We start from the raw sequence: 25124 nt of genomic DNA on the forward strand, positions 1-25124 counted from the left end.
AATTTAATTATTATATGCCCACGCGGGAGAATAGCCCCATAGATTTTCTACCCGAGCGTATCGCCATGAGATTCCTGCCCGATCGTTTTACACTGACGCTGATCGCCACCGTGCTGCTGGCTTCTTTCCTGCCGGCGCGCGGCGAGTTCGTCGGCTGGCTCAACGTCCTGACCATCGCCGCCATCGCCCTGCTGTTCTTCATGCACGGCGCCAAGCTGTCGCGCGAGGCCATCCTGGCCGGCAGCAATAACTGGCGGCTGCATCTGTGGGTGATGTTCAGCACCTTCATCATTTTTCCGGCGCTGGGGATGTTGTTCGCCTGGTGGGCGCCGATCGACGTCAGCCCCGAGCTGTACGCCGGTTTCATCTACCTGTGCATCCTGCCCGCCACCGTGCAGTCGGCCATCGCCTTCACTTCGCTGGCGGGCGGCAACGTGGCGGCGGCGGTGTGCAGCGCCTCCGCCTCCAGCCTGCTGGGGATCTTCGTGTCGCCGCTGTTGGTCGGCCTGCTGATGAACGTGCACGGCGATACCGGCAGCCTGCGGCAGGTGGGCTCGATCGTGCTGCAACTGCTGGTGCCGTTCGTCGCCGGCCACCTGCTGCGGCCGCTGATCGGCGGCTGGATCGAGCGCCATCGCCCGCTGATCGGCAAAACCGACCAGACCTCGATTCTGCTGGTGGTGTACGCCGCCTTCAGCGAGGCGGTGACGCACGGCATCTGGCATCAGGTGGGGATCGGTTCGCTGGCGTTTATCGTCGGCGGCAGCATCGTGCTGCTGACGATCGTGCTGGTGGTGAACACCTACATGGCGCGCTGGCTGGGGTTCAGCAAGGCGGACGAGATAACCATCGTATTCTGCGGTTCGAAGAAAAGCCTGGCGAACGGCATTCCGATGGCCAATATCCTGTTCCCGGCGGCGACGGTGGGGATCATGGTGCTGCCACTGATGGTGTTCCATCAGGTGCAGCTGATGACCTGTGCGGTGCTGGCGAAAAGGTATCAGCGCAAGCAGCGGGCGCAACAGGCGGTGCCCAACGCCAACGCGCAGGCGTCGCGCGGGTAAAAAAGACGGGCCGGGGCCCGTCAGATCAGTTTTTCTTCAGCGGCTTGACCAGGTGGTCAAGCCCTTCGATTTTAATCGCCAGCGTCATCTCCATCAGCATGCCGAGCTTGCCTTTGGGAAATTCGCCCTTGCGGGCGAACCACAGCAGGTACTCTTCGGGCAGATCGATCAGCACCCGCCCCTGGTACTTGCCGAACGGCATCACGGTATTGGCGATCTCCAGCAGGTTTTCCTTTTCCATCAGTCACCCAGCAGGCGGATCATCTCCGCTTCGTCGATCACGGCGATACCCAGCTCCTGCGCCTTCGCCAGCTTGGAGCCGGCCGCTTCGCCGGCGATCACCAAATCGGTTTTCTTCGACACGCTGCCGCTGACCTTGGCGCCCAGCGCCGTCAGGCGATCTTTGGCCTCGTCGCGCGACAGCTGGCTCAGCGAGCCGGTCAGCACCACGGTTTTGCCGGCGAACGGGCTGTCTATCTCTTCGGCGACCACCACCACCGGCGCCGGCCAGTGAATGCCGATCTCGGCGCCCACCAGCTCGTTGATCACCTGCTGATTGAGCGCTTCATCAAGGAAATTGCGGGTGTGTTTGGCCACCACTTCGCCGACGTCCGGCACCTCTTTCAGCGCCTCGATATCGGCGGCGAACAGCTTCTCGAGCGATCCGAAATGCGCCGCCAGGTTGGCGGCGGTCGCCTCGCCAACCTCGCGAATGCCCAGCGCATACAGGAAACGGGCGAAGGTGGTCTGCTTGGATTTCTCCAGCGCATTGACCAGATTCTGCGCCGATTTCGGCCCCATGCGATCCAGGCCGGTCAGAATGCCGGCGGACAAGCGGAACAGATCGGCCGGGTTCTTCACGTACTCTTTGTCCACCAGCTGCTCGATGATCTTGTCGCCCATGCCTTCAACGTCCAGCGCGCGGCGGGAAACGAAGTGCTTCAACGCCTCTTTGCGCTGCGCGCCGCAGATAAGACCACCGGTGCAGCGCGCTACCGCCTCGCCTTCCACGCGCTCAACGTCGGAGCCGCACACCGGGCAGTGCAGCGGGAACACCACTTCGCGCGCATCCTGTGGCCGCCGGTCTTCCAGCACCCCCACCACCTGCGGGATCACGTCGCCGGCGCGGCGCACGATCACCGTATCGCCGATGCGCAGCCCCAAACGCTCAATTTCATCGGCGTTGTGCAAGGTGGCGTTGCTGACGGTCACCCCGGCCACCAGCACCGGCTCAAGGCGCGCCACCGGCGTAATCGCGCCGGTGCGGCCAACCTGAAACTCCACTTCGCGCACTACGGTGATCTGCTCCTGCGCCGGGAATTTGAACGCCGTCGCCCAGCGCGGCGCACGCGCCACGAAGCCCAGCGTTTCCTGCAGATCGATGTCGTCAATCTTGATCACCACGCCGTCGATGTCGAAACCGAGCTGCGCGCGGTCCTGCTCGACCTGGCGATAAAACGCCAGCACTTCCTCGCTGCCGGTGCGGCGCTGGGCGCGATCGCTGACCGGCAGGCCCCAGGCCTTGAACTGCATCAGGCGCTCAAAGTGGCTGCGCGGCAGTTCGCCGCCTTCCAACAGGCCGACGCCGTAGCAGAAGAAGGTCAGCGGGCGTTTGGCGGTAATGCGCGGATCGAGCTGGCGCAGCGAGCCGGCGGCGGCGTTGCGCGGGTTGGCGAACACCTTGCCGTCTTTGCGCCGTGCTTCTTCGTTCATCTGTTCAAAACCGGCCTGCGGCATGAACACTTCCCCGCGCACTTCCAGCCGGCGCGGGATGTTGTCGCCGGTCAGGCGCAGCGGAATGGCGCGAATGGTGCGCACGTTGGAGGTGATGTTTTCGCCGGTGGTGCCGTCGCCGCGCGTCGCCGCGCGCACCAGCTCACCGTCTTCGTACAGCAGGCTGACCGCCAGGCCGTCCAGCTTCAGCTCGCAGCAAAAGGTCAGCGGATCGCTGCTTTTGAGCCTGTCCTGCACGCGCTTGTAAAACGCCAGGAAGCTTTCTTCGTCGAACACGTTGTCCAGCGACAGCATCGGCACTTCGTGGCGCACCTGGTCAAACGCCGCCAGCGGTGCGGCGCCCACGCGCTGGGTCGGTGAATCGGCGGTGACCAACTCAGGATGCGCGCTCTCCAGTTCCCGCAGTTCGCGCATCAGGCGGTCATATTCCGCATCCGGCACTTCCGGCGCATCCAGCACATGATACTGGTATTCATGATGGCGCAGTGTGGCTCGTAGTTGATTGATTTGTTGGATTATCGATTCCATGGCTCACCATCAAAGATAAAAAACCCCCGGCTAGCGGGGGCTTTGTTGTTACGGATGTTCAGTGCGCGCGGCAACCGGGTCAGGCGTTGTTTTCCAACACTTCACGGATGCGCGCTTTGTAGGTTTCCAGCTTCTGCGGCGTCATCATGCGGCGCTCGTCGTCCAGCACCACGCCGCCCACGTCGTCGGCGATGCGCTGTGCCGACTGCAGCATCAGCTTGAAGTTCTGATTGGCGTCGCCGTAAGACGGCACCATCATGAACATCGACACGCCCGGCGTGGAGAAGTCGGACATCATGTCAGGATCGAACGATCCCGGCTTGACCATGTTCGCCAGGCTGAACAGCACCGGGCCGCTGCCGGCCGGGCTGATATGGCGGTGGAAGATGCCCATCTCGCCAAACTGGAAGCCGGCCTGCAACACGCTCTGCAGCAGCACTTCGCCGCCGATCACGCCGCCCTGGTGGGCCGCGACGTGCAGCACCAGCACGGTCTCTTTCAGTTTAGCCTGAATTGGCGCAGCCGCCGGCTGCGGTGCAGGTTCCGGCGCAGGCTTCACTTCCGGCGCTGGCTGCACAGGGGCCGGCTCGGCGTGGAATGCCGGTTCCGCCACCTGCGGCGCCTCATGTTCATGCGGCAGATCGTCGACGCGCGGCTCACGGCGCGCGGCCGGTTGCGGTTGCTGCGGTTCGGCCGGTTCTTCGTCCGGCGCGTAGTTGTTCAGCAGGATGTCATCATACTCCGGCCGCTGAGACAGCGGAGGCGGCGTCTGATGGGCAGCCGGCTGAACGGCGCGGGGCGCTGGCGCAGCCGCCGGAGCGGGCTTCGGCGCGGCCACGGGTTCTTCGCGTGCGGCATCGAAATGGCCGAATGACGGCTCGTCTTGCGGGTGAGCGGCGCGTACGCGCACCTCACCGACGCCTTCTTCGAGATCGTCGATCGGAGTTTGTTCACGTTCCTTTTGGGAACGTTTGGCTGGGCGATCGCGGAAGAGCGCTGACCGTTCTTTGCGACTGGTCCACAGACCGTGCAATAACAGCGCTATTATGGCGATCGCGCCAACAACGATTAATATCAGACGCAAATCCTGCATCATTGCTATCTCTGTTGTTCCAATACATTGCCACCGCGGCAAACATTCACTCTTTAACTCTATTTGCCCGCGCACACAAGTGCAAGTCCGTGCTGAACTTTATGCCAATAAAGATGATTATACTGCCTTTTTCTGCTGGTTTTTCAGCCAACCCTACCCTAGCCAGTGGAAAATCATCTCTATATGATAATGATGCCTGTTCAGACAACGAGATAACTTAAGATATGTCCTATACGCAGCCCCCTTCCCGTTCGACCAGCGGCATTCACTATTTCGCCGAGGGTTGGCGCCTGATTTCGCGCCCGGGGATTAAACGCTATGTGGTCCTGCCGTTGCTGGTCAACGTGCTGCTGATGGGTTCCGCTTTCTGGTGGCTGTTCAGCCGGCTCGGCGACTGGATCCCGGCGATGATGAGCCACGTTCCCGACTGGCTGCAATGGTTGAGCTACCTGCTGTGGCCGCTGGCGGTCATTTCGGTGCTGTTGGTGTTCAGCTATCTGTTCAGCACCATCACCAATCTGATTGCGGCGCCGTTCTGCGGCCTGCTGGCCGAACAGCTCGAAGGCAGCCTGACCGGCAAACCGCTGCCGGACACCGGCCTGCTCGGCATCGCCAAAGATCTGCCGCGCATCATGGCGCGCGAATGGCGCAAGCTGATGTATTACCTGCCGCGCGCGCTGCTGCTGCTGGCGCTGTACTTCGTGCCCGGCATCGGCCAGACGGTGGCGCCGGTGCTATGGTTCCTGTTCAGCGCCTGGATGCTGGCGATCCAGTATTGCGACTACCCGTTCGACAACCACAAGGTGAGCTTTGCCGACATGCGCCGCGCCTTGCGCCAGCACAAAACCGACAACCTGCAGTTCGGCGCGCTGGTCAGCCTGTTCACCATGATCCCGATCCTCAACCTGGTGATCCTGCCGGTCGCCGTCTGTGGCGCCACCGCCATGTGGGTCGATCGCTACCGCTCGCAATTCGTCCGATAACCGCCGCTTTTTACCGCCGATAGCGCGGGAATTTTCGACAGGGCGCGCATTTCGCGCCCTTATCATTGTGCTTAAAACTTATTTCCTAATAACATATAGATATACCAATTCTTTACTTCCCTGCCGGTACTGTTAGCGTATGCTTTCGATGTTCCCCACATTTTCATAGAGTTAAAGGACGGGCTATGAGCAAGATATATGAAGACAACTCATTAACAATCGGCCATACGCCGCTGGTTCGTCTGAACCGTATCGGCAACGGACGCATTCTGGCCAAGGTTGAATCACGCAACCCGAGCTTCAGCGTCAAATGCCGCATCGGTGCCAATATGATTTGGGATGCGGAACAACGCGGCGTGTTGACCGCCGGCAAAGAGCTGGTGGAGCCGACCAGCGGCAACACCGGCATCGCGCTGGCCTTCGTGGCCGCCGCGCGCGGTTACAAGCTGACGCTGACCATGCCGGAAACCATGAGCATCGAGCGCCGCAAGCTGCTCAAGGCGCTGGGCGCCAATCTGGTGCTGACCGAAGGGGCGAAAGGCATGAAAGGCGCCATCGCCAAAGCGGAAGAGATCGTCGCCACCGACCCGAATCGTTACCTGATCCTGCAACAGTTCAGCAACCCGGCCAACCCGGCCATCCATGAAAAAACCACCGGCCCGGAAATCTGGGAAGACACCGACGGCGACGTCGACGTGTTCATCTCCGGCGTCGGCACCGGCGGCACGCTGACCGGCGTCAGCCGCTACATCAAGAACACCAAAGGCAAGGCCATCACCACCGTGGCGGTCGAGCCGACCGACTCGCCGGTCATCAGCCAGGCGCTGGCCGGTGAAGAGCTGAAGCCGGGCCCGCACAAGATCCAGGGCATCGGCGCCGGCTTCATTCCGGGCAACCTCGATCTGGATCTGGTGGATCGCGTCGAGAAAGTCTCCAACGACGAGGCCATCAGCATGGCGCGCCGCCTGATGGACGAAGAAGGCATCCTGGCGGGCATTTCCTCCGGCGCAGCGGTCGCGGCGGCGGTGAAACTGGCCGAAGAACCGGCGTTCGCCGACAAGACCATCGTGGTGATCCTGCCCTCTTCCGGCGAACGTTACCTGAGCACCGCGCTGTTCGCCGATCTGTTCACCGAGCAGGAATTGCAGCAGTAATTCCGCCACTGCACAAATCGCTAAAAAAGCACCCTGCGGGGTGCTTTTTTGTGGACTGGATCAAACTTTATAGCAGTCCAAGATTGCTTTTGCCCGCCGGCTTTAGTATTTAACGGTGCATTATTTCGATGCGCAAAATTAATCCCCCCTGAGCCCGGTCAAGGCTGAATCGATTTACTCATCTGTCGCCGACGCGGCGAATCGGGCATAATGGGGAGCGGATTGGAACGACGTCTAAAGCCGAGTTTTTTGATCTGAAGTGCCTAACGCGTCGTTTTCTGTTGCATCAACGTTCGCCCCTGTCCATAGTCAGGCGCTATAACCAGACAAGCTAAAGTCAGGCCCCTGGGCTAAACTTTAGCTCCACAACATTAATCCAATAAGTTGGGGAAACATCAATGTTCCAGCAAGAAGTTACTATTACCGCTCCGAATGGTCTGCATACTCGCCCTGCCGCTCAGTTCGTTAAAGAAGCCAAAGGCTTCGCGTCTGACATCACCGTGACCTCCAACGGCAAAAGCGCCAGCGCTAAAAGCCTGTTCAAACTGCAAACTCTGGGGCTGACTCAAGGGACCGTAGTGACAATCTCCGCTGAAGGTGAAGACGAGCAGAAAGCCGTTGAGCACTTGGTAAAACTGATGGCAGAGCTTGAGTAATCGGCCCGTCTTTTTAGTTAACACCAGTCAAGAGTAAGGTAGGGTTATGATTTCAGGCATTTTAGTATCACCGGGCATCGCTTTTGGTAAGGCTCTCTTGCTGAAAGAAGACGACATCGTCATCAACCGGAAGAAAATCTCTGCTGATCAAGTAGAGCAGGAAGTCTCGCGTTTTCTGGCCGGCCGCGCGAAAGCGTCCGAACAGCTGGAAGCGATCAAGACCAAAGCTGGCGAAACCTTCGGCGAAGAGAAGGAAGCTATCTTCGAAGGCCACATCATGTTGCTGGAAGACGAAGAGCTTGAGCAGGAAATCATAGCCCTAATCAAAGACGATCTGGCCTCCGCAGACGCCGCCGCCTACACCGTGATCGAAGGTCAGGCGAAAGCGCTGGAAGAGCTGGACGACGAGTACCTGAAAGAACGCGCCGCCGACGTGCGCGACATCGGCAAGCGCCTGCTGCAGAACATTCTGGGCATGCCGATCGTCGATCTGGGCTCCATTCAGGACGAAGTGATCCTGGTGGCCACCGATCTGACCCCGTCCGAGACCGCGCAGCTGAACCTGGACAAAGTGCTGGGCTTCATTACCGATCTCGGCGGCCGGACTTCCCACACCTCTATCATGGCGCGCTCCCTGGAGCTGCCGGCGATCGTCGGCACCAGCGACGTGACCAAGCAGGTGAAGAACGACGACTACCTGATTCTGGATGCGGTTAACAACCAGATTTACGTTAACCCGACCGCTGACGTTATCGATCAGCTGAAAGCCGCCCAGAACCAATACATCACCGAGAAAAACGATCTGGCCAAGCTGAAGGACCTGCCGGCGATTACGCTGGACGGCCATCAGGTTGAAGTCTGCGCCAACATCGGCACCGTGCGCGACGTCGCGGGTGCAGAGCGCAACGGCGCGGAAGGCGTCGGCCTGTATCGTACCGAATTCCTGTTCATGGACCGCGACTCGCTGCCGACCGAAGACGAGCAGTTCCAGGCTTATAAAGCCGTGGCGGAAGCCATGGGCTCGCAGGCCGTGATCGTCCGCACCATGGACATCGGCGGCGACAAAGACCTGCCGTACATGAACCTGCCGAAGGAAGAGAACCCGTTCCTCGGCTGGCGCGCCATCCGCATCGCGATGGACCGCCGTGAAATCCTGCACGCCCAGCTGCGCGCCATCCTGCGCGCCTCGGCGTTCGGCAAACTGCGCATCATGTTCCCGATGATCATCTCCGTGGAAGAAGTGCGCGATCTGAAAGGCGAAATCGAGACGCTGAAGGCGCAGCTGCGCGAAGAAGGCAAGGCGTTTGACGAGAGCATCGAAGTGGGCGTGATGGTGGAAACACCGGCTGCGGCGGTCATCGCTCACCACCTGGCGAAAGAAGTCGACTTCTTTAGTATTGGGACAAACGATCTAACCCAGTATACTCTGGCGGTAGATCGCGGCAACGAGCTGATTTCTCATCTCTATAACCCGATGTCCCCATCAGTGCTAGGCCTGATCAAACAGGTTATTGATGCATCTCACGCGGAAGGCAAGTGGACCGGCATGTGCGGCGAACTGGCTGGCGATGAGCGTGCTACACTGTTGTTATTGGGCATGGGGCTGGATGAGTTCAGCATGAGTGCGATTTCAATCCCGCGCATCAAGAAAATTATTCGTAACACGAATTTCGAAGATGTGAAGGCGTTGGCAGCGCAGGCCTTGGCACAGCCAACGGCACAAGACCTGATGAATTGCGTCAATAAATTCATCGAAGAAAAAACGCTCTGCTAAACTTCCACGACACTGGAACGCCGCCCAATTTAATGCTTAGGAGAAGATCATGGGTTTGTTCGATAAACTGAAATCTCTGGTTTCTGATGACAAGAAAGACACGGGCACTATCGAGATCGTCGCTCCCCTTTCTGGCGAAATCGTCAATATCGAAGATGTGCCGGACGTAGTGTTCGCTGAAAAAATCGTTGGCGACGGTATCGCCATCAAACCGGCCGGCAACAAAATGGTTGCTCCGGTTGACGGCACCATCGGCAAGATTTTCGAAACCAACCATGCATTCTCTATCGAATCCGACAGCGGCATTGAGCTGTTCGTCCACTTCGGCATCGATACCGTAGAACTGAAAGGCGAAGGCTTCAAACGTATCGCCGAAGAAGGCCAGCGCGTCAAGAAAGGTGACGTGGTTATCGAGTTCAACCTGCCACTGCTGGAAGAGAAAGCCAAGTCTACCCTGACGCCGGTCGTTATCTCCAACATGGACGAGATCAAAGAGCTGATCAAACTGTCCGGCAGCGTGACCGTTGGCGAAACCCCGATCATCCGCATCAAGAAGTAAGCGCGGATGAGCAAGAAAAACGGCGCCCTCGGCGCCGTTTTTTTTATCCCCTTCGTCGTATCCCGATTTCGCTACGTTATGACGGCCAGCGCGGGATGCGCAGGGTAATGACCAGCCCCTCTTTATCGCCGTTGCGCGCCTCAACCTGGCCGCCGTGCGCCAGCACCACCTTGCGGGTAATCGCCAGCCCCAGGCCGTAGCCCTTGCCCGACAGCGCCGACTTCACGCGCACGAACGGATCGAAGATGCTCGACAGCTTCGCCTCCTCGACCCCCGGCCCCTGATCGCTGACGGCGATCTGGAACTGGTTATCGACGCGCGTCAGCGCTACCGTCACCCGCTGGCCGTGGCTGGAAAAGCGCAGCGCATTGCGCACGATGTTGTCCACCGCACGCCGCATCAGCTCCGCATTGCCCTTGACGGTGTACTCCACGTCCGATTCGGCCTGCAGCACGATATCCACGCCGGGCACCTGCGCCTCGTAGCGCGCATCGCTCACCACCGCGTCCACTAACCCATAGAGATCGAAATACTCTTCGTCCGGCAGGCTGCTGTGTTCGGTACGCGACAACGCCAGCAGCTCGCCGATCATTTTGTCCAGCCGCCCCGACTCGTGTTCGATGCGCTTGAGCGAGGTTTCGACATTGCCGGCATTCTGCCGCGCCAGACCGATCGCCAGCTGCAGGCGCGCCAGCGGCGAACGCAGCTCATGCGAAACGTCGTGCAACAGCTGCTCGCGGGCGCTGACCAGCAGCTCCAGCCGCTCGGCCATGGTGTCGAAATCGCGCGCCACGTCGGACAGCTCGTCATGGCGGCGCCGCATCTTCGGGAACAGCCGCACCGAGAGATCGCCCTGCGCCACCCGATCCAGGCCGCCGCGCAGCTGACGCATCGGCCGGGTCAGGTTCCAGGCCAGTACGGCGCTGAACAGCAAACCGCCCAGCCCGCCGACCCACAGCATCGGCGCAGGAATGTTGAAGAAGTGGGAACGCCGCTCCGGCCGATACTCTTCCCGCAACGCACGCACGTTATAACTCAGCCAGTATCCCTGCCCTTCCCCGGTCTGCACCCAGGCAGAGATCTCTTTCGGCATCCGCCGCCCTTCAAACGCCGGTTCTTCCGGCGCGGGCGGCGGCGGTTGGGTCATCGGCGTCACCGACAGCAAACGCCTGTCGTCCTCGGGCCAATCGCGCATCAGGGCTTCCAGCGCCGGCATGCCACCGCTGCGCAACTGGGTGGCGGCAGAGGTCAGCTGCAGGCCGATCACCCGCCGCGCCATGGCGTTCTCCGGCGGCACATAGCGATCGCCATAGAGAGAAAACGCCACCCACAGCGCCTGCGTCATGATGAGGAAAGTCAGCCAAAAGCCGAGCAAAATTTTCCAGAACAGTCTTCCGCGCATATCAGGTTACCGAATGCGATAGCCGATGCTGCGCACCGTCTCGATAATGAGCTTACTGCCGGCCAACGCGCTCAGCTTCTGGCGGATATTGCTGATGTGCACGTCCACGCTGCGGTCATAGGCCTCGCGCGGGCGCCCCAGCCCCTTCTCGGACAGTTCGTCCTTCGACACCACGCGATCCGGCGCGCGCAGCAACAGCTCCAGCAGATTGAATTCCGAAGCGGTCAGATCAAACGCCTTGCCGCGCCATTCGCTGCTGCGGGTTGAAGGGTTCAGCGTCAGCTCGCCGAAGCTGATGGCGGCCTCGTCGTCCGCCTCCTGCGGCCGCTCTTCGAACCGGCGCAGCACCGCGCGCAGACGCGCCACCAGTTCGCGCGGGTAGCACGGCTTGGGCATGTAATCGTCGGCGCCCATCTCCAGGCCAATCACCCGATCGATGTTGTCGCCTTTGGCGGTCAGCATGATGATCGGCAGCCGGCTCTTTTTACGCACGTCGCGCAGCACGTCGATGCCGCTCATGTCCGGCAGCATGATATCGAGGATCATCGCGGTATAGTCGCCCGACAGCGCGCCCTCTACTCCCGCCTTGCCGGTCAGCACCAGCGTGGCGTCGAAGCCTTCGCCCGTCAGGTATTCGCTCAGCATGGTGCCAAGCTCCAGGTCATCGTCGACCAGTAAAATTTTCATGCCTTGCTCCTTCACCGATTTTCGTTATTTTCCCGCCAATTCCGCCGGCCCGCAGCCGGTTTTACTCAATCCTTACACATCGCCGTTCGCGTCTCGCCACCGTTAGTGTGGCTGCTGTCGCGCGATTTCTCTACTTCTGTCAGGGCATTGGCATGCAGGCAGGCGCCAGCCGCCATGCTGGCGGGGCGGATATGCCGTCGGTCAAAAGGGAAGTGCGAAGGGGTTTCCCGGCGGAACGCGCCGCCGGGACGGAGCGCTCAGTCGAACACGCCGGTGGAGAGGTAACGGTCACCGCGATCGCAGACGATCGCCACCACGACGCTGCCGGGGTGGGCCGCCGCGACGCGCAGGGCACCGGCCACCGCGCCGCCGGAGCTGACGCCGCAGAAGATACCTTCACGCTGCGCCAGCTGGCGCATGGTCTGCTCGGCATCGCGCTGCTCGATATCCAGCACCTGATCCACCAGCTCCGGGCGGAAAATGCCCGGCAGGTAAGCGGGCGCCCAACGGCGAATGCCGGGGATGCTGCTGCCTTCCGCCGGCTGCAGGCCGATGATCTGCACCTGCGGATTCTGGCTCTTCAGGTAACCGCCTACGCCGGTAATGGTGCCGGTGGTGCCCATGCTGGAAACAAAGTGGGTGATGCGCCCTTCGGTCTGGCGCCAGATCTCCGGGCCGGTGGTGGTGAAGTGGGCGTAGGGGTTGTCGAGGTTGTTGAACTGGTCCAGCACCTTGCCCTGCCCCTGGCGCTGCATCTCCAGCGCCAGATCGCGCGCCCCTTCCATTCCCTGCTCACGGCTGACCAGGATCAGCTCGGCGCCGTAGGCACGCATCGCCGCCTGCCGCTCCAGGCTCATGTTCTCCGGCATCAGCAGCTTCAGCGTATAGCCTTTGAGCGCGGCGATCATCGCCAGCGCAATGCCGGTGTTGCCGCTGGTGGCCTCGATCAGCACGTCACCGGGCTTGATCTCGCCGCGCAGCTCCGCCTGCTGGATCATCGCCAACGCAGCGCGATCCTTCACCGAGCCCGCCGGGTTATTGCCTTCCAGTTTGACCCATACCTCGCTGCCCGCCTGGGCGGCCAGCCGTTGCAGTTGTACCAGCGGGGTATTCCCGATGCATTGTTCGAGCGTTGTCACGATCTTTGCCTGTGTGTTGGTGTGCGTAAAGTAAAAAGGCAACCCGGGGGTTGCCTTGAATAAAAGGGCAGCTAAAACCTATCAGGCGCTTTTGGCTAACGCAACAGGTTGCAGCAGTTGATCGCCGGCATACAGCCGCGCATTGAGGCTGCCGACGTAATAACGGCCGCCGCGCACCGGGGTTGGGTTGCCTTCCGGCAACACCACGCCGATCGGCTCCTGATGCCAGCCGATTGGCTGCACCGTCAACTGCCAGAAGTGGCCACGCGGGCTGACTTCCAGCACCTGCACCGGCAGCGGGCAGCGCTCGCTGCTTTCGGTCGCCACTTCCATTTCCCACGGGCGCAGGAACAGATCGACGCTGCCCTGGTGCATCGGCTGGAACGACAGCGGCCACTGGTGCGCGCCGACGAACAGCTGGCAGCCGCGGATCTCGCCGTTCAGGCGGTTCACTTCCCCCATGAACTCCAGCACGAAGCGGCTGGCCGGTTCGCGCATGATCTCTTCCGGCGAGCCTACCTGTTCGATATTGCCCTGGCTCATCACCACGATGCGGTCGGCCACTTCCATCGCCTCTTCCTGATCGTGGGTGACGAACACGCTGGTGAACTTCAGCTCTTCGTGCAGCTGACGCAGCCAGCGGCGCAGCTCTTTGCGCACCTGCGCATCCAACGCGCCGAACGGTTCGTCCAGCAGCAGAATTTGCGGTTCCACCGCCAGGGCGCGCGCCAACGCCACGCGCTGTTTCTGGCCGCCGGACAGCTGCGACGGATAGCGGTTGGCCAGGTGGGCCAGCTGCACCATTTCCAGCAGCTGGGTGACTTTCTGTTTGATCGCCGCGGCGTTCGGCCGCTCGCGACGCGGCAGCACGGTCAGGCCGAAGGCGATGTTGTCGAACACCGTCATATGGCGGAACAGCGCATAGTGCTGAAATACGAAGCCCACGCGCCTGTCGCGCGCGTGCATGTGGCTGACGTCAGTGCCGTGGAAGCCCAGCTTGCCGCCGCTCTGGCTTTCCAGCCCGGCGATAATGCGCAGCAGCGTGGTCTTGCCTGAACCGGACGGCCCGAGCAGAGCCACCATCTCACCGGAAGCAATATCGAGCGAGATATCGTTCAATACCTTGGTGCGACCGAAGTACTTGTTGATGCCGTTAATCTCAATGCTCATGATTTTCCTCCCGCTCGAGACGCGCGTTTTGACGTTCCAGACGCCACTGCAGCGCGCTCTTCAAAAATAGGGTAACGATCGCCATCAGGGTCAACAGGGCGGCGGCGGTAAAGGAGCCGACGGTGTTGTAATCCTGCTGCAACAGCTCGACCTGCAGCGGCAGGCTGTAGGTTTCGCCGCGAATCGAACCGGACACCACCGACACCGCGCCGAACTCGCCGATGGCGCGCGCGTTGGTCAGCACCACGCCATACAGCAGCGCCCAGCGAATGTTGGGCAGCGTCACGCGGCGGAACATTTGCCAGCCGGACGCCCCCAGCAGAATGGCAGCCTCGTCTTCCTGGCTGCCCTGGCTGAGCATCATCGGCACCAGCTCGCGCACCACGAAGGGGCAGGTGACGAAAATGGTCACCAGCACCATGCCCGGCCAGGAGAACATGATCTGGATGTTATGCGCATCCAGCCAGCCGCCCAGCAGGCCGTTGCTGCCGTAAAACAGCAGGTAAATCAGCCCCGCCACCACCGGTGAAACGGCGAACGGGATATCGATCAGCGTCAGCAGCAGCTGGCGGCCGGGGAAAGTGAAGCGCGTCACCAGCCACGCCAGCAACGTGCCGAACACCAGGTTGAACGGCACGGTGATCAGCGCGATCAACACCGTCAGCCAAATGGCGTGCAGCATGTCCGGATCGAGCAAGTTGCTCCACATCGCGCCGAATCCTTTGGAAAAGGCCTCGGCGAAAATCGATATCATCGGCACCACCAGCAGCAGCACCGAGAACAGCGCACCGATGGCGATCAGCGTCCACTTGCCCCAGTTGACGCGCGGGCGCTCGGCGCCGTTGAAGGCGGAAACATCAGCCATCAGTGCCCTCCTCCCAAGCGTCTGCCGAAGCGGCTTTGCAAGACGTTAATGCTGAACAGCAGCAGCAGCGACGCCGCCAGGATCACCGAGGCGATGGCGCTGGCCGCCGGGTAATCGAACTCCTGTAAACGCACAAAAATCATCAGCGAGGTCACTTCCGTCTTCCAGGCGATGTTGCCGGCGATGAAAATCACCGCGCCAAACTCGCCCAGGCTGCGGGTAAAGGAGATGGCGGTGCCGGCCAGCAGCGCCGGCGCCACCTCAGGCAATACCACACGGCGGAAGCTCTGCCAGCGCGTGGCGCCCAGCGTCTCGGCCGCCTCTTCGTATTCCGGCCCCAGCTCTTCCAGAACCGGCTGCACGGTGCGCACCACAAACGGCAGGCTGGTGAACGCCATCGCTACCGCGATCCCAAGCCAGGTAAAGGTGACCTTGATGTCGAAGTGCGCCAGCCACTGACCGTACCAGCCGGTGGTGGAAAACAGCCCCGCCAGCGTCAGGCCGGCCACCGCGGTCGGCAGCGCAAACGGCAGATCGATCAGGCCATCCAGCAGCGAGCGGCCGGGAAAACGGTAGCGCGTCAGGATCCAGGCCATCAGCATGCCGAACACCGCGTTGAACAGGCTGGCGACGCCGGCCGCCAGCAGCGTCACTTTATACGCCGCCACCACCTGCGGGTTGGAAATCACTTCCCAGTATTGCGCCAGGCTCATCTGCGCCAGCTGCATCACCAGCGCGGTGAGCGGCAGCAGCAGGATCAAACAGGTATAAAACAGGCTGCTGCCGAGGCTGAGGCCAAATCCGGGCAGCACCCGCTTACTGGACGACAACGCCAACATTTACTTGCGCCCTGCCGCTAACAGCTGATCCAGCTCGCCACCGGTGGCGAAGTGGGTTTTCATCACCTGCGGCCAGCCGCCGAATTGATCTTCCACGCGGAACAGTTGGGTATCCGGGAATTGCCCCTTCGCCGCCGCCATCGCTTTCTGGTCATACACGCGGTAGTAGAAGCTGGTGATCACCTGCTGCGCCGCCGGGCTGTAGAGATAGTTCAGATAGGCTTTGGCCGCCTGTTCGGTGCCGTTACGCTCGACGTTTTTGTCGATCCAGGCCACCGGGAACTCCGCCAGAATATCGACCGGCGGCACGATCACTTCGTACTTGTCTTCACCGTATTGCTTGCGGATGTTGTTCACTTCGGACTCGAAGCTGATCAGCACGTCGCCCAAGCCGCGCTCAACGAAGGTGGTGGTCGCGCCGCGGCCGCCGGTATCGAACACCAGCACGTTTTTCAGGAAGCGGGTCATGAAGGCGCGGGTCTTGGCCGCGTCGTTGCCGTCGGCCTGGCTGGCGGCGCCCCAGGCGGCCAGATAGGTGTAACGGCCGTTGCCGGAGGTTTTCGGGTTCGGGAACACCAGCTTCACGTCGTCGCGCACCAGATCGTTCCAGGTGTGGATGCCCTTCGGGTTGTCCTTGCGCACCAGAAACGCCATGGTGGAGTAGAACGGCGAACTGTTGTTCGGCAGGCGCGCCTGCCAGTCCGCCGGGATCAGCTGCCCGCGATCGTGCAGGATTTGCACGTCGGTGACCTGGTTATACGTCACCACGTCGGCGCGCAGGCCCTGCAGGATCGCCAGCGCCTGCTTGGAGGAACCGGCATGCGATTGTTTGATGGTCAGCTTATCGTTCGGATGCTGTTGATTCCACTGCTGTTCAAAGCCGGGATTCAGCGCGACGAACAATTCACGGGAAACGTCATAAGAGCTGTTCAGCAATTCCGCCGCCGACGCGGCGCCGCTCGCCAACAGCGCAGCCGCCAGCCAACCTTTCAGCACGAGATTTTTAACCCGGTTTTGTTTCATTCTGCACCTTATCACTGAGTCATTCCTTCAGGCTTTCGCCTTATTGACGACCAGTGTATTTATAACTCGGTGCGGAGCTGTAACGCTTTTATATACCGTTTAGTGATTTACAAGCATCAAACGCTATAAGGCAGGGAATGCGAGGCGTTTTGGGGCGGGGAAACGGACCGAAGCCGGGCGAGCCGGCTTCGGCAACGGCGTCAAAGTGACAACAGGCGCGTCAGCGATGGCGCGAAGTAGTAGCTGCCGGTCACCGCGCGGCTGAAACGCAGCATCGCGTCGCGTTTGCCGTCCAGATCGCCGAACATGCTCAGCAGCTGCTGCTCGATATTGTGCAAGCGCGCGCAATACGCGATGAAGAACAGGCCGTGCTTGCCGCTGGCGGTGCCGTAAGGCAGGCTCTGGCGCAGAATTTTCAGGCCTTTGCCATCCTCTTTCAGATCGACGCGGCTGACGTGCGAGGTATCCGGACGCTGGTCGGCCGGCAGCTCTTCGCTGTCGTGCTTGGTGCGGCCGATGATCTGTTCCTGTTGTTCGGTGGTAAAGCGCTGCCACTGGCGCAGGTTGTGCTCGTAACGTTGCACCAGCACGTAGCTGCCGCCTGCGTCCTCTTCGCCTTCGGCAATCGTCGCCACTGCCGGGCGCTGCTCGCCCTGCGGGTTTTCGGTACCATCGATGAAACCGCTCAGATCGCGCTCTTCCACCCAGCGGAAGCCGTGAGTTTCTTCTTCAATCTTGATGGCGTTGCCGAACGCCGCCAGCGCGGCCTGCGCCAGCGTGAAGTTGACGTCATGGCGCAGCGACTGGATGTGGATCAGCATATCGCGCTGGGTGGCCGGCGCCAGCCCTTTGCCGAGCGGCGTGAACGGCTTCAGCTCTTGCGCGCCCTGGCCGCTGGAGAGATCGTGCCAAACGTCGTAGCCGAAAGCGATCACCGCGCCGAGGCGTGCATCGGGGAACTGCTGCTGCAGCTCGCTCAGCGTCTGACAAAACTGCTTACAGCCCTGGCGCAAGTCGGCGAACTCGCCCTGTACGCTGGCTTCCATAAAAATGGCGAAACGGCAGTGCTCCAGCAGAATGCCGCTCTGAACCTGTGTCATGTTGTTATCCTCAATACAGAATCCGGCAACAGGTAAGGTATGGCGGTTGACGCGCGGGTTCCCTGTTACAAACGCGCGCTATCATACCGCAAGCACGGGCGATTGCCTTGCAGCAGCGCAAAGAAAATAGGGGTAATGGCTTGAAAAGACAGGCGCCGCGAACCGACGCCCGTTGAACGCGTTACTGCTGCGGCTTGGCGTGCCAGATGATTTTGCTGACCGTCCAGCTTTTCAGAGTGTCGTCCGGCGGGATGATATCCTGCGCCCCGGCCCACTTGCCGCTGAAGATGTAGGTGACGTACTTGCTCTGCTCCGCCACGCACTCCACTTTACCGGCGTCTTCGCCGCTGCCCGGTTTACAGGAACCGAACGCCTTGCTGTACATGTCGCCGAACGGCGTGCCGAGCTTGTTGCCCCACTCCGTCGCCACTTGCGGATCCAGCACGTCTACCCGCTGCAGGCGCCCTTTCGGTTCGCCGGTGATCACCAGCTTCACCTCGTCGCCGGACAGCGCCTGGTAATAAGAGACGATCTGGCCGTTGCTGGTCGCCATGCCGCCGCGCAGGCGGTAGTTGCCGTCCAGCCCATCGTTGATGGCGCTTTCCGACATCGGCGTGCCGGCGTTGAGCTTGCCGACGCCCTTGGCGCCGACCTCCAGGCTGCTGCCGAACCAGTTGAACGGCGACAGGCTGGACCAGGAAAAATTGGACATGCTCGAACAGCCGGTCAGTAACAGCGGAAGCCCTAACAGCAGGGGGCGAATATTCATCTCTAGCTCCTTAAACATCAATGGCACGGGGCGGTAACCCGCCCCCGCCGCACTCGGCATTTTGCTGCGTGCCAGCCTCTCACAACGGCTCGCACTACGCCAACGGTTGCCAGCTTGGAGTGCGGAAAATGCGAAAAGTGCCGCACTTCTCGGCAATTAGTCGGCGTGCTCCGCCGGCGCAAAGCAGGCTTTCAGGCGCGCATTCAGCAACAGATAGCTTAGCGCCAGCGCATCGAGCAGCGCCAACGCCAGCTCCAGCCCCGGCGCATCGCCGTCCTGGTGCCACAGGCTGAACAGCGAGCCGCCGAGCGACGCCAGCAGGGAGACAGCCAGCCCCCAGCGCCAGCCGCGCCACAGCCGCGGCCATTGGTGGCGGCGGCCGCTCAGCAAAAACGCCAGCGCCGCTGGCAGGCCGAGCAGCATGCCGTACCAAAAACGTTGGGTATCCGGATAAAATAGCGCCAGCAAGCTTTCACCCTGCTCGCGCGAAGCGCCGGCCATCACGAACAGCAGCCAGGTGCGCGCCTGCAAAATCAACACGGCCCAAAATCCCAGCGGCAGCCGCAGCGCGCCGTGCTGGTCGTAATCGTCCGGGGAAAACCGGGGTGAGAATGGCTTCAACGATCGTTCCTTGCCAACAGAATAAAGACTATGGCTACAGATGGGCGCCGGCGGCGAGAATTTCAATGCGTCGGCTTAAGAAGCTCTTAAGATCGGTGTGTTTTAATCGTTAGCACTTAACAAGCAGCCCGATATCAGCGGGATGTGATTTTCGATAACGATGATAAGGAAGCGCAACATGAAAAAACTGACTCTGGCCGCTCTGATCGCGCTGTGCAGCGCACCGGTACTGGCACAGCAAGGCGGGTTCCTCGATCCGGCCGCGCCGCAGGCTCAAACGCAAACCACCGCACAAGGCGGTTTCTCCGGCCCCAGCGCGGCGCTGACCACCGTGGACAAGGTGAAATCGCTGAGCGACGACACCTGGGTGATGCTGCAGGGCAATATCGAGCAGCGCATCGGCGACGACACCTATACCTTCCGCGATGCCACCGGCACGCTGACGGTCGAAATCGATCGCAAGCGCTGGAACGGCCAAACCGTTACGCCGAAAGACAAGGTGCAGTTGGAAGGCAAAGTGGATAAAGACTGGAGCAGCGTCGAAGTGGACGTGAAAACCGTCAAAAAGCTGCCGTAATGCACTGCGGCGGGCGGTGCAACGCCGTCGCCCGCCGCCCGCTCAATATTCCTGATCTTCGATCAACCGCTTGCCCAGGCTGGTGATGCCCTGGATCTCGTAGCCGAGCTTCTCGTACATCTCGACCACCGTGTCGTTGTCTTCGCGCACCATAATCTGGATTTTCGGGCAGCCACGGGCGATCAACTTCTTCTCCAGACGGTTGATCAACGCATTGGCGATGCCGCGCCCGCGATAGTCGGGATGCACCCCGAGGTAATATGCCGAGCCGCGGTGGCCGTCATAGCCGCCCATCACCGAACCGACCACTTCGCCGCCGACTTCCGCCACCAGGAACAGCTCCGGATCGTGGTTCAGCTTGCGCTCGATGTCCATTTCCGGATCGTTCCAGGGCCGCAGCAGATCGCAGCGCTCCCACAGGGTAATGACTTCTTCAAAGTCGTCTTGTCGAAATACGCGAATTTCCATCGATGTTGGCCGCTGTTAATTAAGGTGTTTATCTGATTATCGCGTGATTATTCACTTACGCAATATCAAACTGCGATTTACCGCGCTATTTGCCCAGAAATCGCCGGTAACAGGCGTAATAAATGGAAATAGTTATCGGGTCGATTAATGATTATCAATACGATATAACGTCGCAAAATAGAAACGTCGACGGAGCGTTGCGTAATGAAAAAGCAGGGTAAACCCTTCCTCAATTTTAAACCGCTTGCCGTTTCCCCGACGCGACGCCAACTTTTGCTTTCCGGCCTGGCGGTGGCGCTGCTCGGCGTGAAAAGCCAACGCGCCAGGGCGGAAGGCCTGCTGCGCAATCAGCACAGCAAGCCGGCGGCGAAACCGGCCGGAGCCAAGAAGCTGGTGATGATCGATCCCGGCCACGGCGGCATCGACTCCGGCGCGGTCGGCCACGAAGGCTCGCAGGAAAAACACATCGTGCTGGAAATCGCCAACCACGTGCGCCGTTTCCTGCATGAGCGCGATCACGTCGAGGCGCGCCTGACGCGCGAAGAAGACGAGTTCATTCCGCTGTTCCAGCGGGTGGAGATCGCCCACCAGCATCAGGCCGACCTGTTCATTTCGATTCACGCCGACGGCTTTACCAGCCCGTCGGCCTCCGGCGCTTCGGTGTTCGCCCTGTCCAACCGCGGCGCCAGCAGCGCCATGGCGCGCTACCTGTCCAACCGTGAAAACGCCGCCGACGACGTGGCGGGCGGCAAGTACAAGGATCAGGACAACTACCTGCAGCAGGTGCTGTTCGATCTGGTGCAAACCGACACCATCAACAACAGCCTGACGCTCGGCCGCCACGTGCTCGGCCAGATCCGCCCAGTACACCACCTGCACAGCGACAGCACCGAACAGGCGGCGTTTGCGGTGTTGAAATCGCCGTCCATTCCCTCGGTGCTGGTGGAAACCTCGTTCATCACCAACCCGAACGAAGAGCGGCTGCTGGGCACCACCGCGTTTCGCGAGAAGATTGCCCGCGCCATCGCGGACGGCATCGTTAACTTCTTCGACTATTTCGACGCCCACCAACGCAAACCCCGCTGATGCCGCGGGCGGCGAATAAGAGTATACTCAGCGCCTTGTTCAGCCAGACGCTATAAAGACCCCGCATGAGTTTACCTAACATCGCTGAAGTAAAATCCTTCCTGCTGGCGCTGCAGGATCACATCTGCGCGCAGCTCGCCCAGGCCGACGGCGGCGCCGCGTTCACCGAAGACCAATGGACGCGTGAAGAAGGCGGCGGTGGCCGCAGCCGCGTGTTGACCAACGGCGCGGTGTTCGAACAGGCAGGGGTCAACTTCTCGCACGTCTCCGGCGCCACCCTGCCGGCCTCGGCGACCGCGCACCGTCCTGAGCTGGCCGGGCGCAGCTTCCAGGCGATGGGCGTCTCATTGGTTATCCATCCGCTCAGCCCCTACGTGCCCACCAGCCACGCCAACGTGCGCTTCTTCATCGCCGAAAAGCCGGGCGAGGCGCCGGTGTGGTGGTTCGGCGGCGGCTTTGATCTGACGCCGTTCTACGGTTTCGCAGAGGATGCCGTGCATTGGCACCGCACCGCGGCCGAGCTGTGCGCGCCGTTCGGCGACGAGGTCTACCCCAAATACAAACAGTGGTGCGACGATTACTTCTTCATCAAGCACCGCAACGAAGCGCGCGGCATCGGCGGCCTGTTCTATGACGATCTGAACACCCCGGACTTCGACCACTGCTTCGCCTTCACCCGCGCGGTGGGCCAGGGCTTCCTCGACGCCTATCTGCCGATCGTGGAAAAACGCAAGGCCTTGACCTGGGGCGAGCGCGAGCGCCAGTTCCAGCTGTATCGCCGCGGCCGCTACGTGGAGTTCAACCTGGTATGGGATCGCGGCACGCTGTTCGGGCTGCAAACCGGCGGGCGCACCGAGTCCATTCTGATGTCGATGCCGCCGTTGGTGCGTTGGGAATATAACTACCAGCCGGACGCCGATAGCCCGGAAGCGGCGCTGGCGCGCGATTTTCTGCCGGTGCGCGACTGGCTGCAGGAGCCGAAATGATGCAGATTTGGGTCGATGCAGACGCCTGTCCGAACGTGATCAAAGAGGTGCTGTTCCGCGCCGCCGATCGTACCGCCATCACCGTAACGCTGGTGGCGAACCAGCCGCTGCGCACGCCGCCGTCGAAGTACATCCGTTCGCTGCAGGTGGCGGCCGGCTTCGACGTGGCCGACAACGAGATCGTGCGCCGCTGCGCAGCGGGCGATCTGGTGATCACCGCCGACATTCCGCTGGCGGCGGAGGTGATAGAGAAAGGCGCGGTGGCGCTGAACCCGCGCGGCGAACGCTACACGCCGGACACCATCCGCGAGCGCCTCAACATGCGCGATTTTATGGATACCCTGCGCGCCAGCGGCATCCAGACCGGCGGCCCGAACGCCCTGAACCAGCGCGACCGCCAGCAGTTCGCCAACGAGCTGGACAAATGGCTGCTGCAAGCAAAGCGGGCGCAGTGATGAATGAACTGCGCCCTGCTCTGCTGCGGTTTAGAAGCGCACCTCCCCACCGAAGATATAGGTGCGCCCACGGGCGGTGTTGGCGGCCGTCGCGTCATCCCCCTGGATCGGCAACATATTCAGTTTGTTCAACGCCTCGGAATAGCTCTTGTTCATCACGTTTTGCACGCTGAATTTCAGCATGACGTTGCGGTTGATCTGATAAGTGCTGTACAGGTCGATAACGGTAGGAATATTCGGCATTTCCTGCTTGAGGATTTCACCGGTCGATTCACTCTGCTCATAATCCGGCGACAGGCGACGCGTCTTGCCCGTATATTTCACGATGCTGCCGACGGTTAGCGATTCATCAAGAAAACGCACCCCGGTATCCAACGTAAAGTACATGTCCGGCAGTTCATTGATATCCCCGGCGCCGAAATAGGTGCTGGCGATGGAGGTCGGCTGCTCGGTGTGCTGCTTGCTGAAAGAGACGCGCGCGAAGGCTCGGCCGGCATCATAGTTGGCTTCAACCTCAACACCATGCATACGCACCGGCGTCAGAGAGTTGACGTAGATATACATATTGTCCGAGTAATCTTCGCTCGCATCGGCCCAATCGTTTTCCAGATTTTCGCGATAGCTGCATTTCCGTCCATTGCGGCACACCATGTAAGATTCACTGAAGATGTAATTGCGCACTTTACTGGTATAGCCCACGACCTTGAGGCGTAAAGAGTCTTCCTTAACCAGCAGATCGTGCCCGTTGGCGTTGAAGCCGGCCTGCCAGGTTTCCGCTCGTTCACCTTTGAGGAACGGGTTCATCGATGCGCCACCCGAGTTGGAATAGAACACTTCTTGAATGTTCGGCGCACGCATCGACTTGCTGTAGCTGACGAATGGCTGCAACCACGGCGTCACCTGCGCCGATAGCATTACCGAAGGATTGAACCCTTGCTCTTTCAAATTGATGCTCGCGGCCCCTTGCGGGAAGCACTCCACGCGATAATCGCATTCAGGCTTATAGCCGGTCAGCTTGTTGCTGGTGTAGTTCAGGTTGAGATCGAGCTGATAGATATCCCGGTTAAGCTGCAGGCCGGTATATAAACTGCCGATTCGCTGCTCGCCCGATGGCGCGAAGGTGTTATTTTCTATTGCCTCCTGCGCCGTCTGCGAATTCTCTATAGCCGATTCAACATGCTTGCGGTATTGGTTGCGCATGAGCTTGCCGCCATAGCTGAAGGCAACATCGGTATTCAATAGACTGAATCGGCTGGTGTTGTTGATATCCAGCGCATCGGAGCGGTTTTCTGCGTTGGTATTAAAGAAGGTGAACAGCGATCCGCCGTCGTATTTCTGATTGCCTTTACTGGTGCTGACGGTGAGGTTTAAATCCACCAGCTCCGAAAACGGCGCATAGTGATATTTGAGATAAAGGTCATGGCTATCGATATCGCGCCGAGAAAAGCGGTTTTGGTAGTTCCTGGCGGAAAACTCAATGCTATTGAACTCGTTTGGTTTGATATCCAGTTTGAACAGCTGTGACTTGGGATTTTGCTTCATAAATTCATCGTACCCAAAATCTTCGCTGCTGATACCATCGCCATTGTTGAAGTTCGAGTAAATGGAGCTCCCACTGACCGCGGCCATCGCGCCAATGCTGCCGGTATCGGTAAACGCCTGCCCCTTACCGGCGACGGCGATCATGCCGCTGCGGCCAATGCCGTTGCTACCGACCGAGAATTTGGTTCTCACGCCGAAAGGATTGCCGGAAAAGATCACATCATCGACACCGATTGTGCGGAAGTTAGCACTGCCTGCCAACGCATTTACGCCGCTGCCGCCACTGTTCTCACCGCGCGCCACGTCCACTCCGACGATAAAATTGGGATCTATCAAGACCCCCGCCTGGTTATTGGTCGAACCGTGTGACATCACACCAGACGTGGAAGTACCGTAATAGTTCTGGGTAATGCCATCGACCATGGTGTTGACCCGGCCAAAGCCGCTCAGGCCGCGGATATTGACGCTGACGGCCCCCTGACTGGGATCGATCTGGGTATAGGTGCCCGGCATGCTGCGCAGAATGCTGTCCACCGACTCCAGATTTTTGTTTTCGTCGCGCGAGCTGAACGCGCCTGGCCTCGCCAACGCGTCTTTTTCGCTGCTGTTGCCGCTGTCGGCGGCCGAGACGTTGAGCGGGCTGAACGCCACGCTGCCTTTATTATTTTCCGCCTGTTCCTGCGCGGCCGCAGCCGGCCCGTACAGCGCCAGTCCCGCGCCGATCAGGCTCGCTATCATTTTGATTTTCATATATCCCCAGAAATAGCCAATAAGGTTTGATGGCCGACAATGCCCAGCAAAAAGCCCGCCGAAAGCGCGGTAAAAGATTGTTATTGTTTTATTGCGCCGC

25 protein-coding genes are annotated in these 25124 nt (G+C 60.4%); 10 read left to right on the plus strand and 15 right to left on the minus strand.

What is annotated here, in order from left to right; all coding sequences use genetic code 11:
- Positions 1-65 precede the first annotated feature (65 nt).
- Positions 66-1064, plus strand: coding sequence for a bile acid:sodium symporter family protein (locus ACF8MC_RS11240; protein WP_039564848.1), 999 nt, complete (start codon positions 66-68; stop codon positions 1062-1064).
- 25 nt (positions 1065-1089) lie between these two features.
- Here the strand turns inward: ACF8MC_RS11240 and ACF8MC_RS11245 are convergent, their stop codons facing one another.
- The 3 genes from ACF8MC_RS11245 to zipA form a co-directional block, all read right to left on the minus strand.
- Entirely contained in the window at positions 1090-1305 is a 216-nt protein-coding gene (locus tag ACF8MC_RS11245; protein WP_033654988.1) for a DUF3820 family protein, read from the minus strand.
- On the minus strand, positions 1305-3326 hold the full coding sequence (ligA, locus tag ACF8MC_RS11250; protein WP_047571072.1) for an NAD-dependent DNA ligase LigA: 2022 nt from the start codon (positions 3324-3326) through the stop codon (positions 1305-1307). Before ligA ends, ACF8MC_RS11245 begins: the two co-directional genes overlap by 1 nt.
- A 79-nt stretch (positions 3327-3405) precedes the next feature.
- On the minus strand, positions 3406-4422 hold the full coding sequence (gene zipA, locus ACF8MC_RS11255) for a cell division protein ZipA (protein WP_041036178.1): 1017 nt from the start codon (positions 4420-4422) through the stop codon (positions 3406-3408).
- A gap of 221 nt (positions 4423-4643) precedes the next feature.
- On the opposite strand from zipA, the gene cysZ reads away from it, so the two are divergent.
- From cysZ to crr, 5 genes are all read left to right on the plus strand, one after another.
- The gene (gene cysZ / locus ACF8MC_RS11260; protein ID WP_123061872.1) at positions 4644-5402 is read left to right on the plus strand and encodes a sulfate transporter CysZ; all 759 of its coding nucleotides are present in this window, start codon (positions 4644-4646) and stop codon (positions 5400-5402) included.
- A gap of 185 nt (positions 5403-5587) precedes the next feature.
- Complete coding sequence (cysK, locus tag ACF8MC_RS11265) at positions 5588-6556, plus strand: cysteine synthase A (protein ID WP_033635454.1); 969 nt, start codon at positions 5588-5590, stop codon at positions 6554-6556.
- A 398-nt stretch (positions 6557-6954) separates the two neighbouring features.
- Positions 6955-7212, plus strand: coding sequence for a phosphocarrier protein Hpr (gene ptsH, locus ACF8MC_RS11270; protein ID WP_033635455.1), 258 nt, complete (start codon positions 6955-6957; stop codon positions 7210-7212).
- A 46-nt stretch (positions 7213-7258) separates the two neighbouring features.
- Positions 7259-8986, plus strand: coding sequence for a phosphoenolpyruvate-protein phosphotransferase PtsI (ptsI, locus tag ACF8MC_RS11275; RefSeq protein WP_004936461.1), 1728 nt, complete (start codon positions 7259-7261; stop codon positions 8984-8986).
- 49 nt (positions 8987-9035) lie between these two features.
- Positions 9036-9545 (plus strand): PTS glucose transporter subunit IIA, encoded by a 510-nt coding sequence (gene crr / locus ACF8MC_RS11280; RefSeq protein ID WP_004936467.1) that lies wholly within the window; start codon positions 9036-9038, stop codon positions 9543-9545.
- 76 nt (positions 9546-9621) lie between these two features.
- Here crr and ACF8MC_RS11285 read toward each other — a convergent pair whose 3' ends face one another.
- The 10 genes from ACF8MC_RS11285 to ACF8MC_RS11330 form a co-directional block, all read right to left on the minus strand.
- On the minus strand, positions 9622-10947 hold the full coding sequence (locus ACF8MC_RS11285; RefSeq protein ID WP_060424422.1) for an ATP-binding protein: 1326 nt from the start codon (positions 10945-10947) through the stop codon (positions 9622-9624).
- A 6-nt stretch (positions 10948-10953) separates the two neighbouring features.
- Complete coding sequence (locus ACF8MC_RS11290; protein ID WP_033635459.1) at positions 10954-11634, minus strand: response regulator transcription factor; 681 nt, start codon at positions 11632-11634, stop codon at positions 10954-10956.
- A gap of 257 nt (positions 11635-11891) precedes the next feature.
- Positions 11892-12773, minus strand: a complete 882-nt coding sequence (gene cysM, locus ACF8MC_RS11295; protein WP_033638551.1) for a cysteine synthase CysM — start codon at positions 12771-12773, stop codon at positions 11892-11894.
- Positions 12774-12854: 81 nt separating this feature from the next.
- Positions 12855-13943: a sulfate/thiosulfate ABC transporter ATP-binding protein CysA gene (cysA, locus tag ACF8MC_RS11300; protein WP_164105180.1), complete on the minus strand. Its 1089-nt coding sequence runs from the start codon at positions 13941-13943 to the stop codon at positions 12855-12857.
- Positions 13933-14808: a sulfate/thiosulfate ABC transporter permease CysW gene (gene cysW / locus ACF8MC_RS11305; protein ID WP_033635461.1), complete on the minus strand. Its 876-nt coding sequence runs from the start codon at positions 14806-14808 to the stop codon at positions 13933-13935. Before cysW ends, cysA begins: the two co-directional genes overlap by 11 nt.
- Entirely contained in the window at positions 14808-15647 is an 840-nt protein-coding gene (gene cysT, locus ACF8MC_RS11310) for a sulfate/thiosulfate ABC transporter permease CysT (protein ID WP_019453852.1), read from the minus strand. Before cysT ends, cysW begins: the two co-directional genes overlap by 1 nt.
- The gene (locus ACF8MC_RS11315; RefSeq protein ID WP_033635463.1) at positions 15648-16670 is read right to left on the minus strand and encodes a sulfate ABC transporter substrate-binding protein; all 1023 of its coding nucleotides are present in this window, start codon (positions 16668-16670) and stop codon (positions 15648-15650) included.
- Positions 16671-16870: 200 nt separating this feature from the next.
- The gene (locus ACF8MC_RS11320) at positions 16871-17770 is read right to left on the minus strand and encodes a Dyp-type peroxidase (protein ID WP_033635464.1); all 900 of its coding nucleotides are present in this window, start codon (positions 17768-17770) and stop codon (positions 16871-16873) included.
- Between the two features lie 181 nt (positions 17771-17951).
- A complete protein-coding gene (locus ACF8MC_RS11325; protein WP_033635465.1) occupies positions 17952-18539 on the minus strand; it encodes an RpoE-regulated lipoprotein in 588 nt (195 codons plus the stop codon).
- Between the two features lie 156 nt (positions 18540-18695).
- The gene (locus ACF8MC_RS11330; protein ID WP_033649848.1) at positions 18696-19160 is read right to left on the minus strand and encodes a DUF2919 domain-containing protein; all 465 of its coding nucleotides are present in this window, start codon (positions 19158-19160) and stop codon (positions 18696-18698) included.
- Between the two features lie 178 nt (positions 19161-19338).
- Here ACF8MC_RS11330 and ACF8MC_RS11335 point away from each other — a divergent pair, with 178 nt between their 5' ends.
- On the plus strand, positions 19339-19737 hold the full coding sequence (locus ACF8MC_RS11335) for a YgiW/YdeI family stress tolerance OB fold protein (protein ID WP_016926776.1): 399 nt from the start codon (positions 19339-19341) through the stop codon (positions 19735-19737).
- Positions 19738-19779: 42 nt separating this feature from the next.
- Here the strand turns inward: ACF8MC_RS11335 and ACF8MC_RS11340 are convergent, their stop codons facing one another.
- Positions 19780-20205 carry a GNAT family acetyltransferase gene (locus ACF8MC_RS11340; protein ID WP_004936504.1) on the minus strand — a complete coding sequence of 142 codons (426 nt, stop codon included), beginning with the start codon at positions 20203-20205 and terminating at the stop codon, positions 19780-19782.
- 204 nt (positions 20206-20409) lie between these two features.
- Here ACF8MC_RS11340 and amiA point away from each other — a divergent pair, with 204 nt between their 5' ends.
- From amiA to ACF8MC_RS11355, 3 genes are all read left to right on the plus strand, one after another.
- Positions 20410-21291 (plus strand): N-acetylmuramoyl-L-alanine amidase AmiA, encoded by an 882-nt coding sequence (gene amiA, locus ACF8MC_RS11345; protein WP_033654993.1) that lies wholly within the window; start codon positions 20410-20412, stop codon positions 21289-21291.
- 65 nt (positions 21292-21356) lie between these two features.
- Complete coding sequence (gene hemF, locus ACF8MC_RS11350; protein WP_047571066.1) at positions 21357-22277, plus strand: oxygen-dependent coproporphyrinogen oxidase; 921 nt, start codon at positions 21357-21359, stop codon at positions 22275-22277.
- Entirely contained in the window at positions 22277-22732 is a 456-nt protein-coding gene (locus ACF8MC_RS11355) for a YaiI/YqxD family protein (protein ID WP_041038074.1), read from the plus strand. Before hemF ends, ACF8MC_RS11355 begins: the two co-directional genes overlap by 1 nt.
- Positions 22733-22762: 30 nt before the next feature.
- Here ACF8MC_RS11355 and ACF8MC_RS11360 read toward each other — a convergent pair whose 3' ends face one another.
- Positions 22763-25024 carry a TonB-dependent receptor domain-containing protein gene (locus ACF8MC_RS11360; RefSeq protein ID WP_047571064.1) on the minus strand — a complete coding sequence of 754 codons (2262 nt, stop codon included), beginning with the start codon at positions 25022-25024 and terminating at the stop codon, positions 22763-22765.
- Positions 25025-25124 lie beyond the last annotated feature (100 nt).

Origin of the sequence: Serratia sp. LACPHL-BACT-2024-00286 (assembly GCF_043109535.1) — a bacterium.
Classification (GTDB): Bacteria; Pseudomonadota; Gammaproteobacteria; order Enterobacterales; family Enterobacteriaceae; genus Serratia; species Serratia sarumanii.

Excerpts from the sequence above, each read along its gene's own strand:
- ACF8MC_RS11360 (WP_047571064.1), bottom strand. The coding sequence starts at position 25,024 with ATGAAAATCAAAATGATAGCGAGCCTGATCGGCGCGGGACTGGCGCTG.
- ptsI (WP_004936461.1), top strand. The coding sequence starts at position 7,259 with ATGATTTCAGGCATTTTAGTATCACCGGGCATCGCTTTTGGTAAGGCT.
- ACF8MC_RS11285 (WP_060424422.1), bottom strand. The coding sequence starts at position 10,947 with ATGCGCGGAAGACTGTTCTGGAAAATTTTGCTCGGCTTTTGGCTGACT.
- ptsH (WP_033635455.1), top strand. The coding sequence starts at position 6,955 with ATGTTCCAGCAAGAAGTTACTATTACCGCTCCGAATGGTCTGCATACT.
- cysA (WP_164105180.1), bottom strand. The coding sequence starts at position 13,943 with ATGAGCATTGAGATTAACGGCATCAACAAGTACTTCGGTCGCACCAAG.
- ligA (WP_047571072.1), bottom strand. The coding sequence starts at position 3,326 with ATGGAATCGATAATCCAACAAATCAATCAACTACGAGCCACACTGCGC.
- ACF8MC_RS11335 (WP_016926776.1), top strand. The coding sequence starts at position 19,339 with ATGAAAAAACTGACTCTGGCCGCTCTGATCGCGCTGTGCAGCGCACCG.
- amiA (WP_033654993.1), top strand. The coding sequence starts at position 20,410 with ATGAAAAAGCAGGGTAAACCCTTCCTCAATTTTAAACCGCTTGCCGTT.
- hemF (WP_047571066.1), top strand. The coding sequence starts at position 21,357 with ATGAGTTTACCTAACATCGCTGAAGTAAAATCCTTCCTGCTGGCGCTG.
- ACF8MC_RS11245 (WP_033654988.1), bottom strand. The coding sequence starts at position 1,305 with ATGGAAAAGGAAAACCTGCTGGAGATCGCCAATACCGTGATGCCGTTC.
- ACF8MC_RS11290 (WP_033635459.1), bottom strand. The coding sequence starts at position 11,634 with ATGAAAATTTTACTGGTCGACGATGACCTGGAGCTTGGCACCATGCTG.
- ACF8MC_RS11325 (WP_033635465.1), bottom strand. The coding sequence starts at position 18,539 with ATGAATATTCGCCCCCTGCTGTTAGGGCTTCCGCTGTTACTGACCGGC.
- cysZ (WP_123061872.1), top strand. The coding sequence starts at position 4,644 with ATGTCCTATACGCAGCCCCCTTCCCGTTCGACCAGCGGCATTCACTAT.
- cysW (WP_033635461.1), bottom strand. The coding sequence starts at position 14,808 with ATGGCTGATGTTTCCGCCTTCAACGGCGCCGAGCGCCCGCGCGTCAAC.
- ACF8MC_RS11340 (WP_004936504.1), bottom strand. The coding sequence starts at position 20,205 with ATGGAAATTCGCGTATTTCGACAAGACGACTTTGAAGAAGTCATTACC.
- crr (WP_004936467.1), top strand. The coding sequence starts at position 9,036 with ATGGGTTTGTTCGATAAACTGAAATCTCTGGTTTCTGATGACAAGAAA.
- ACF8MC_RS11320 (WP_033635464.1), bottom strand. The coding sequence starts at position 17,770 with ATGACACAGGTTCAGAGCGGCATTCTGCTGGAGCACTGCCGTTTCGCC.
- ACF8MC_RS11315 (WP_033635463.1), bottom strand. The coding sequence starts at position 16,670 with ATGAAACAAAACCGGGTTAAAAATCTCGTGCTGAAAGGTTGGCTGGCG.
- ACF8MC_RS11355 (WP_041038074.1), top strand. The coding sequence starts at position 22,277 with ATGCAGATTTGGGTCGATGCAGACGCCTGTCCGAACGTGATCAAAGAG.
- cysK (WP_033635454.1), top strand. The coding sequence starts at position 5,588 with ATGAGCAAGATATATGAAGACAACTCATTAACAATCGGCCATACGCCG.
- ACF8MC_RS11240 (WP_039564848.1), top strand. The coding sequence starts at position 66 with ATGAGATTCCTGCCCGATCGTTTTACACTGACGCTGATCGCCACCGTG.
- cysT (WP_019453852.1), bottom strand. The coding sequence starts at position 15,647 with ATGTTGGCGTTGTCGTCCAGTAAGCGGGTGCTGCCCGGATTTGGCCTC.
- zipA (WP_041036178.1), bottom strand. The coding sequence starts at position 4,422 with ATGATGCAGGATTTGCGTCTGATATTAATCGTTGTTGGCGCGATCGCC.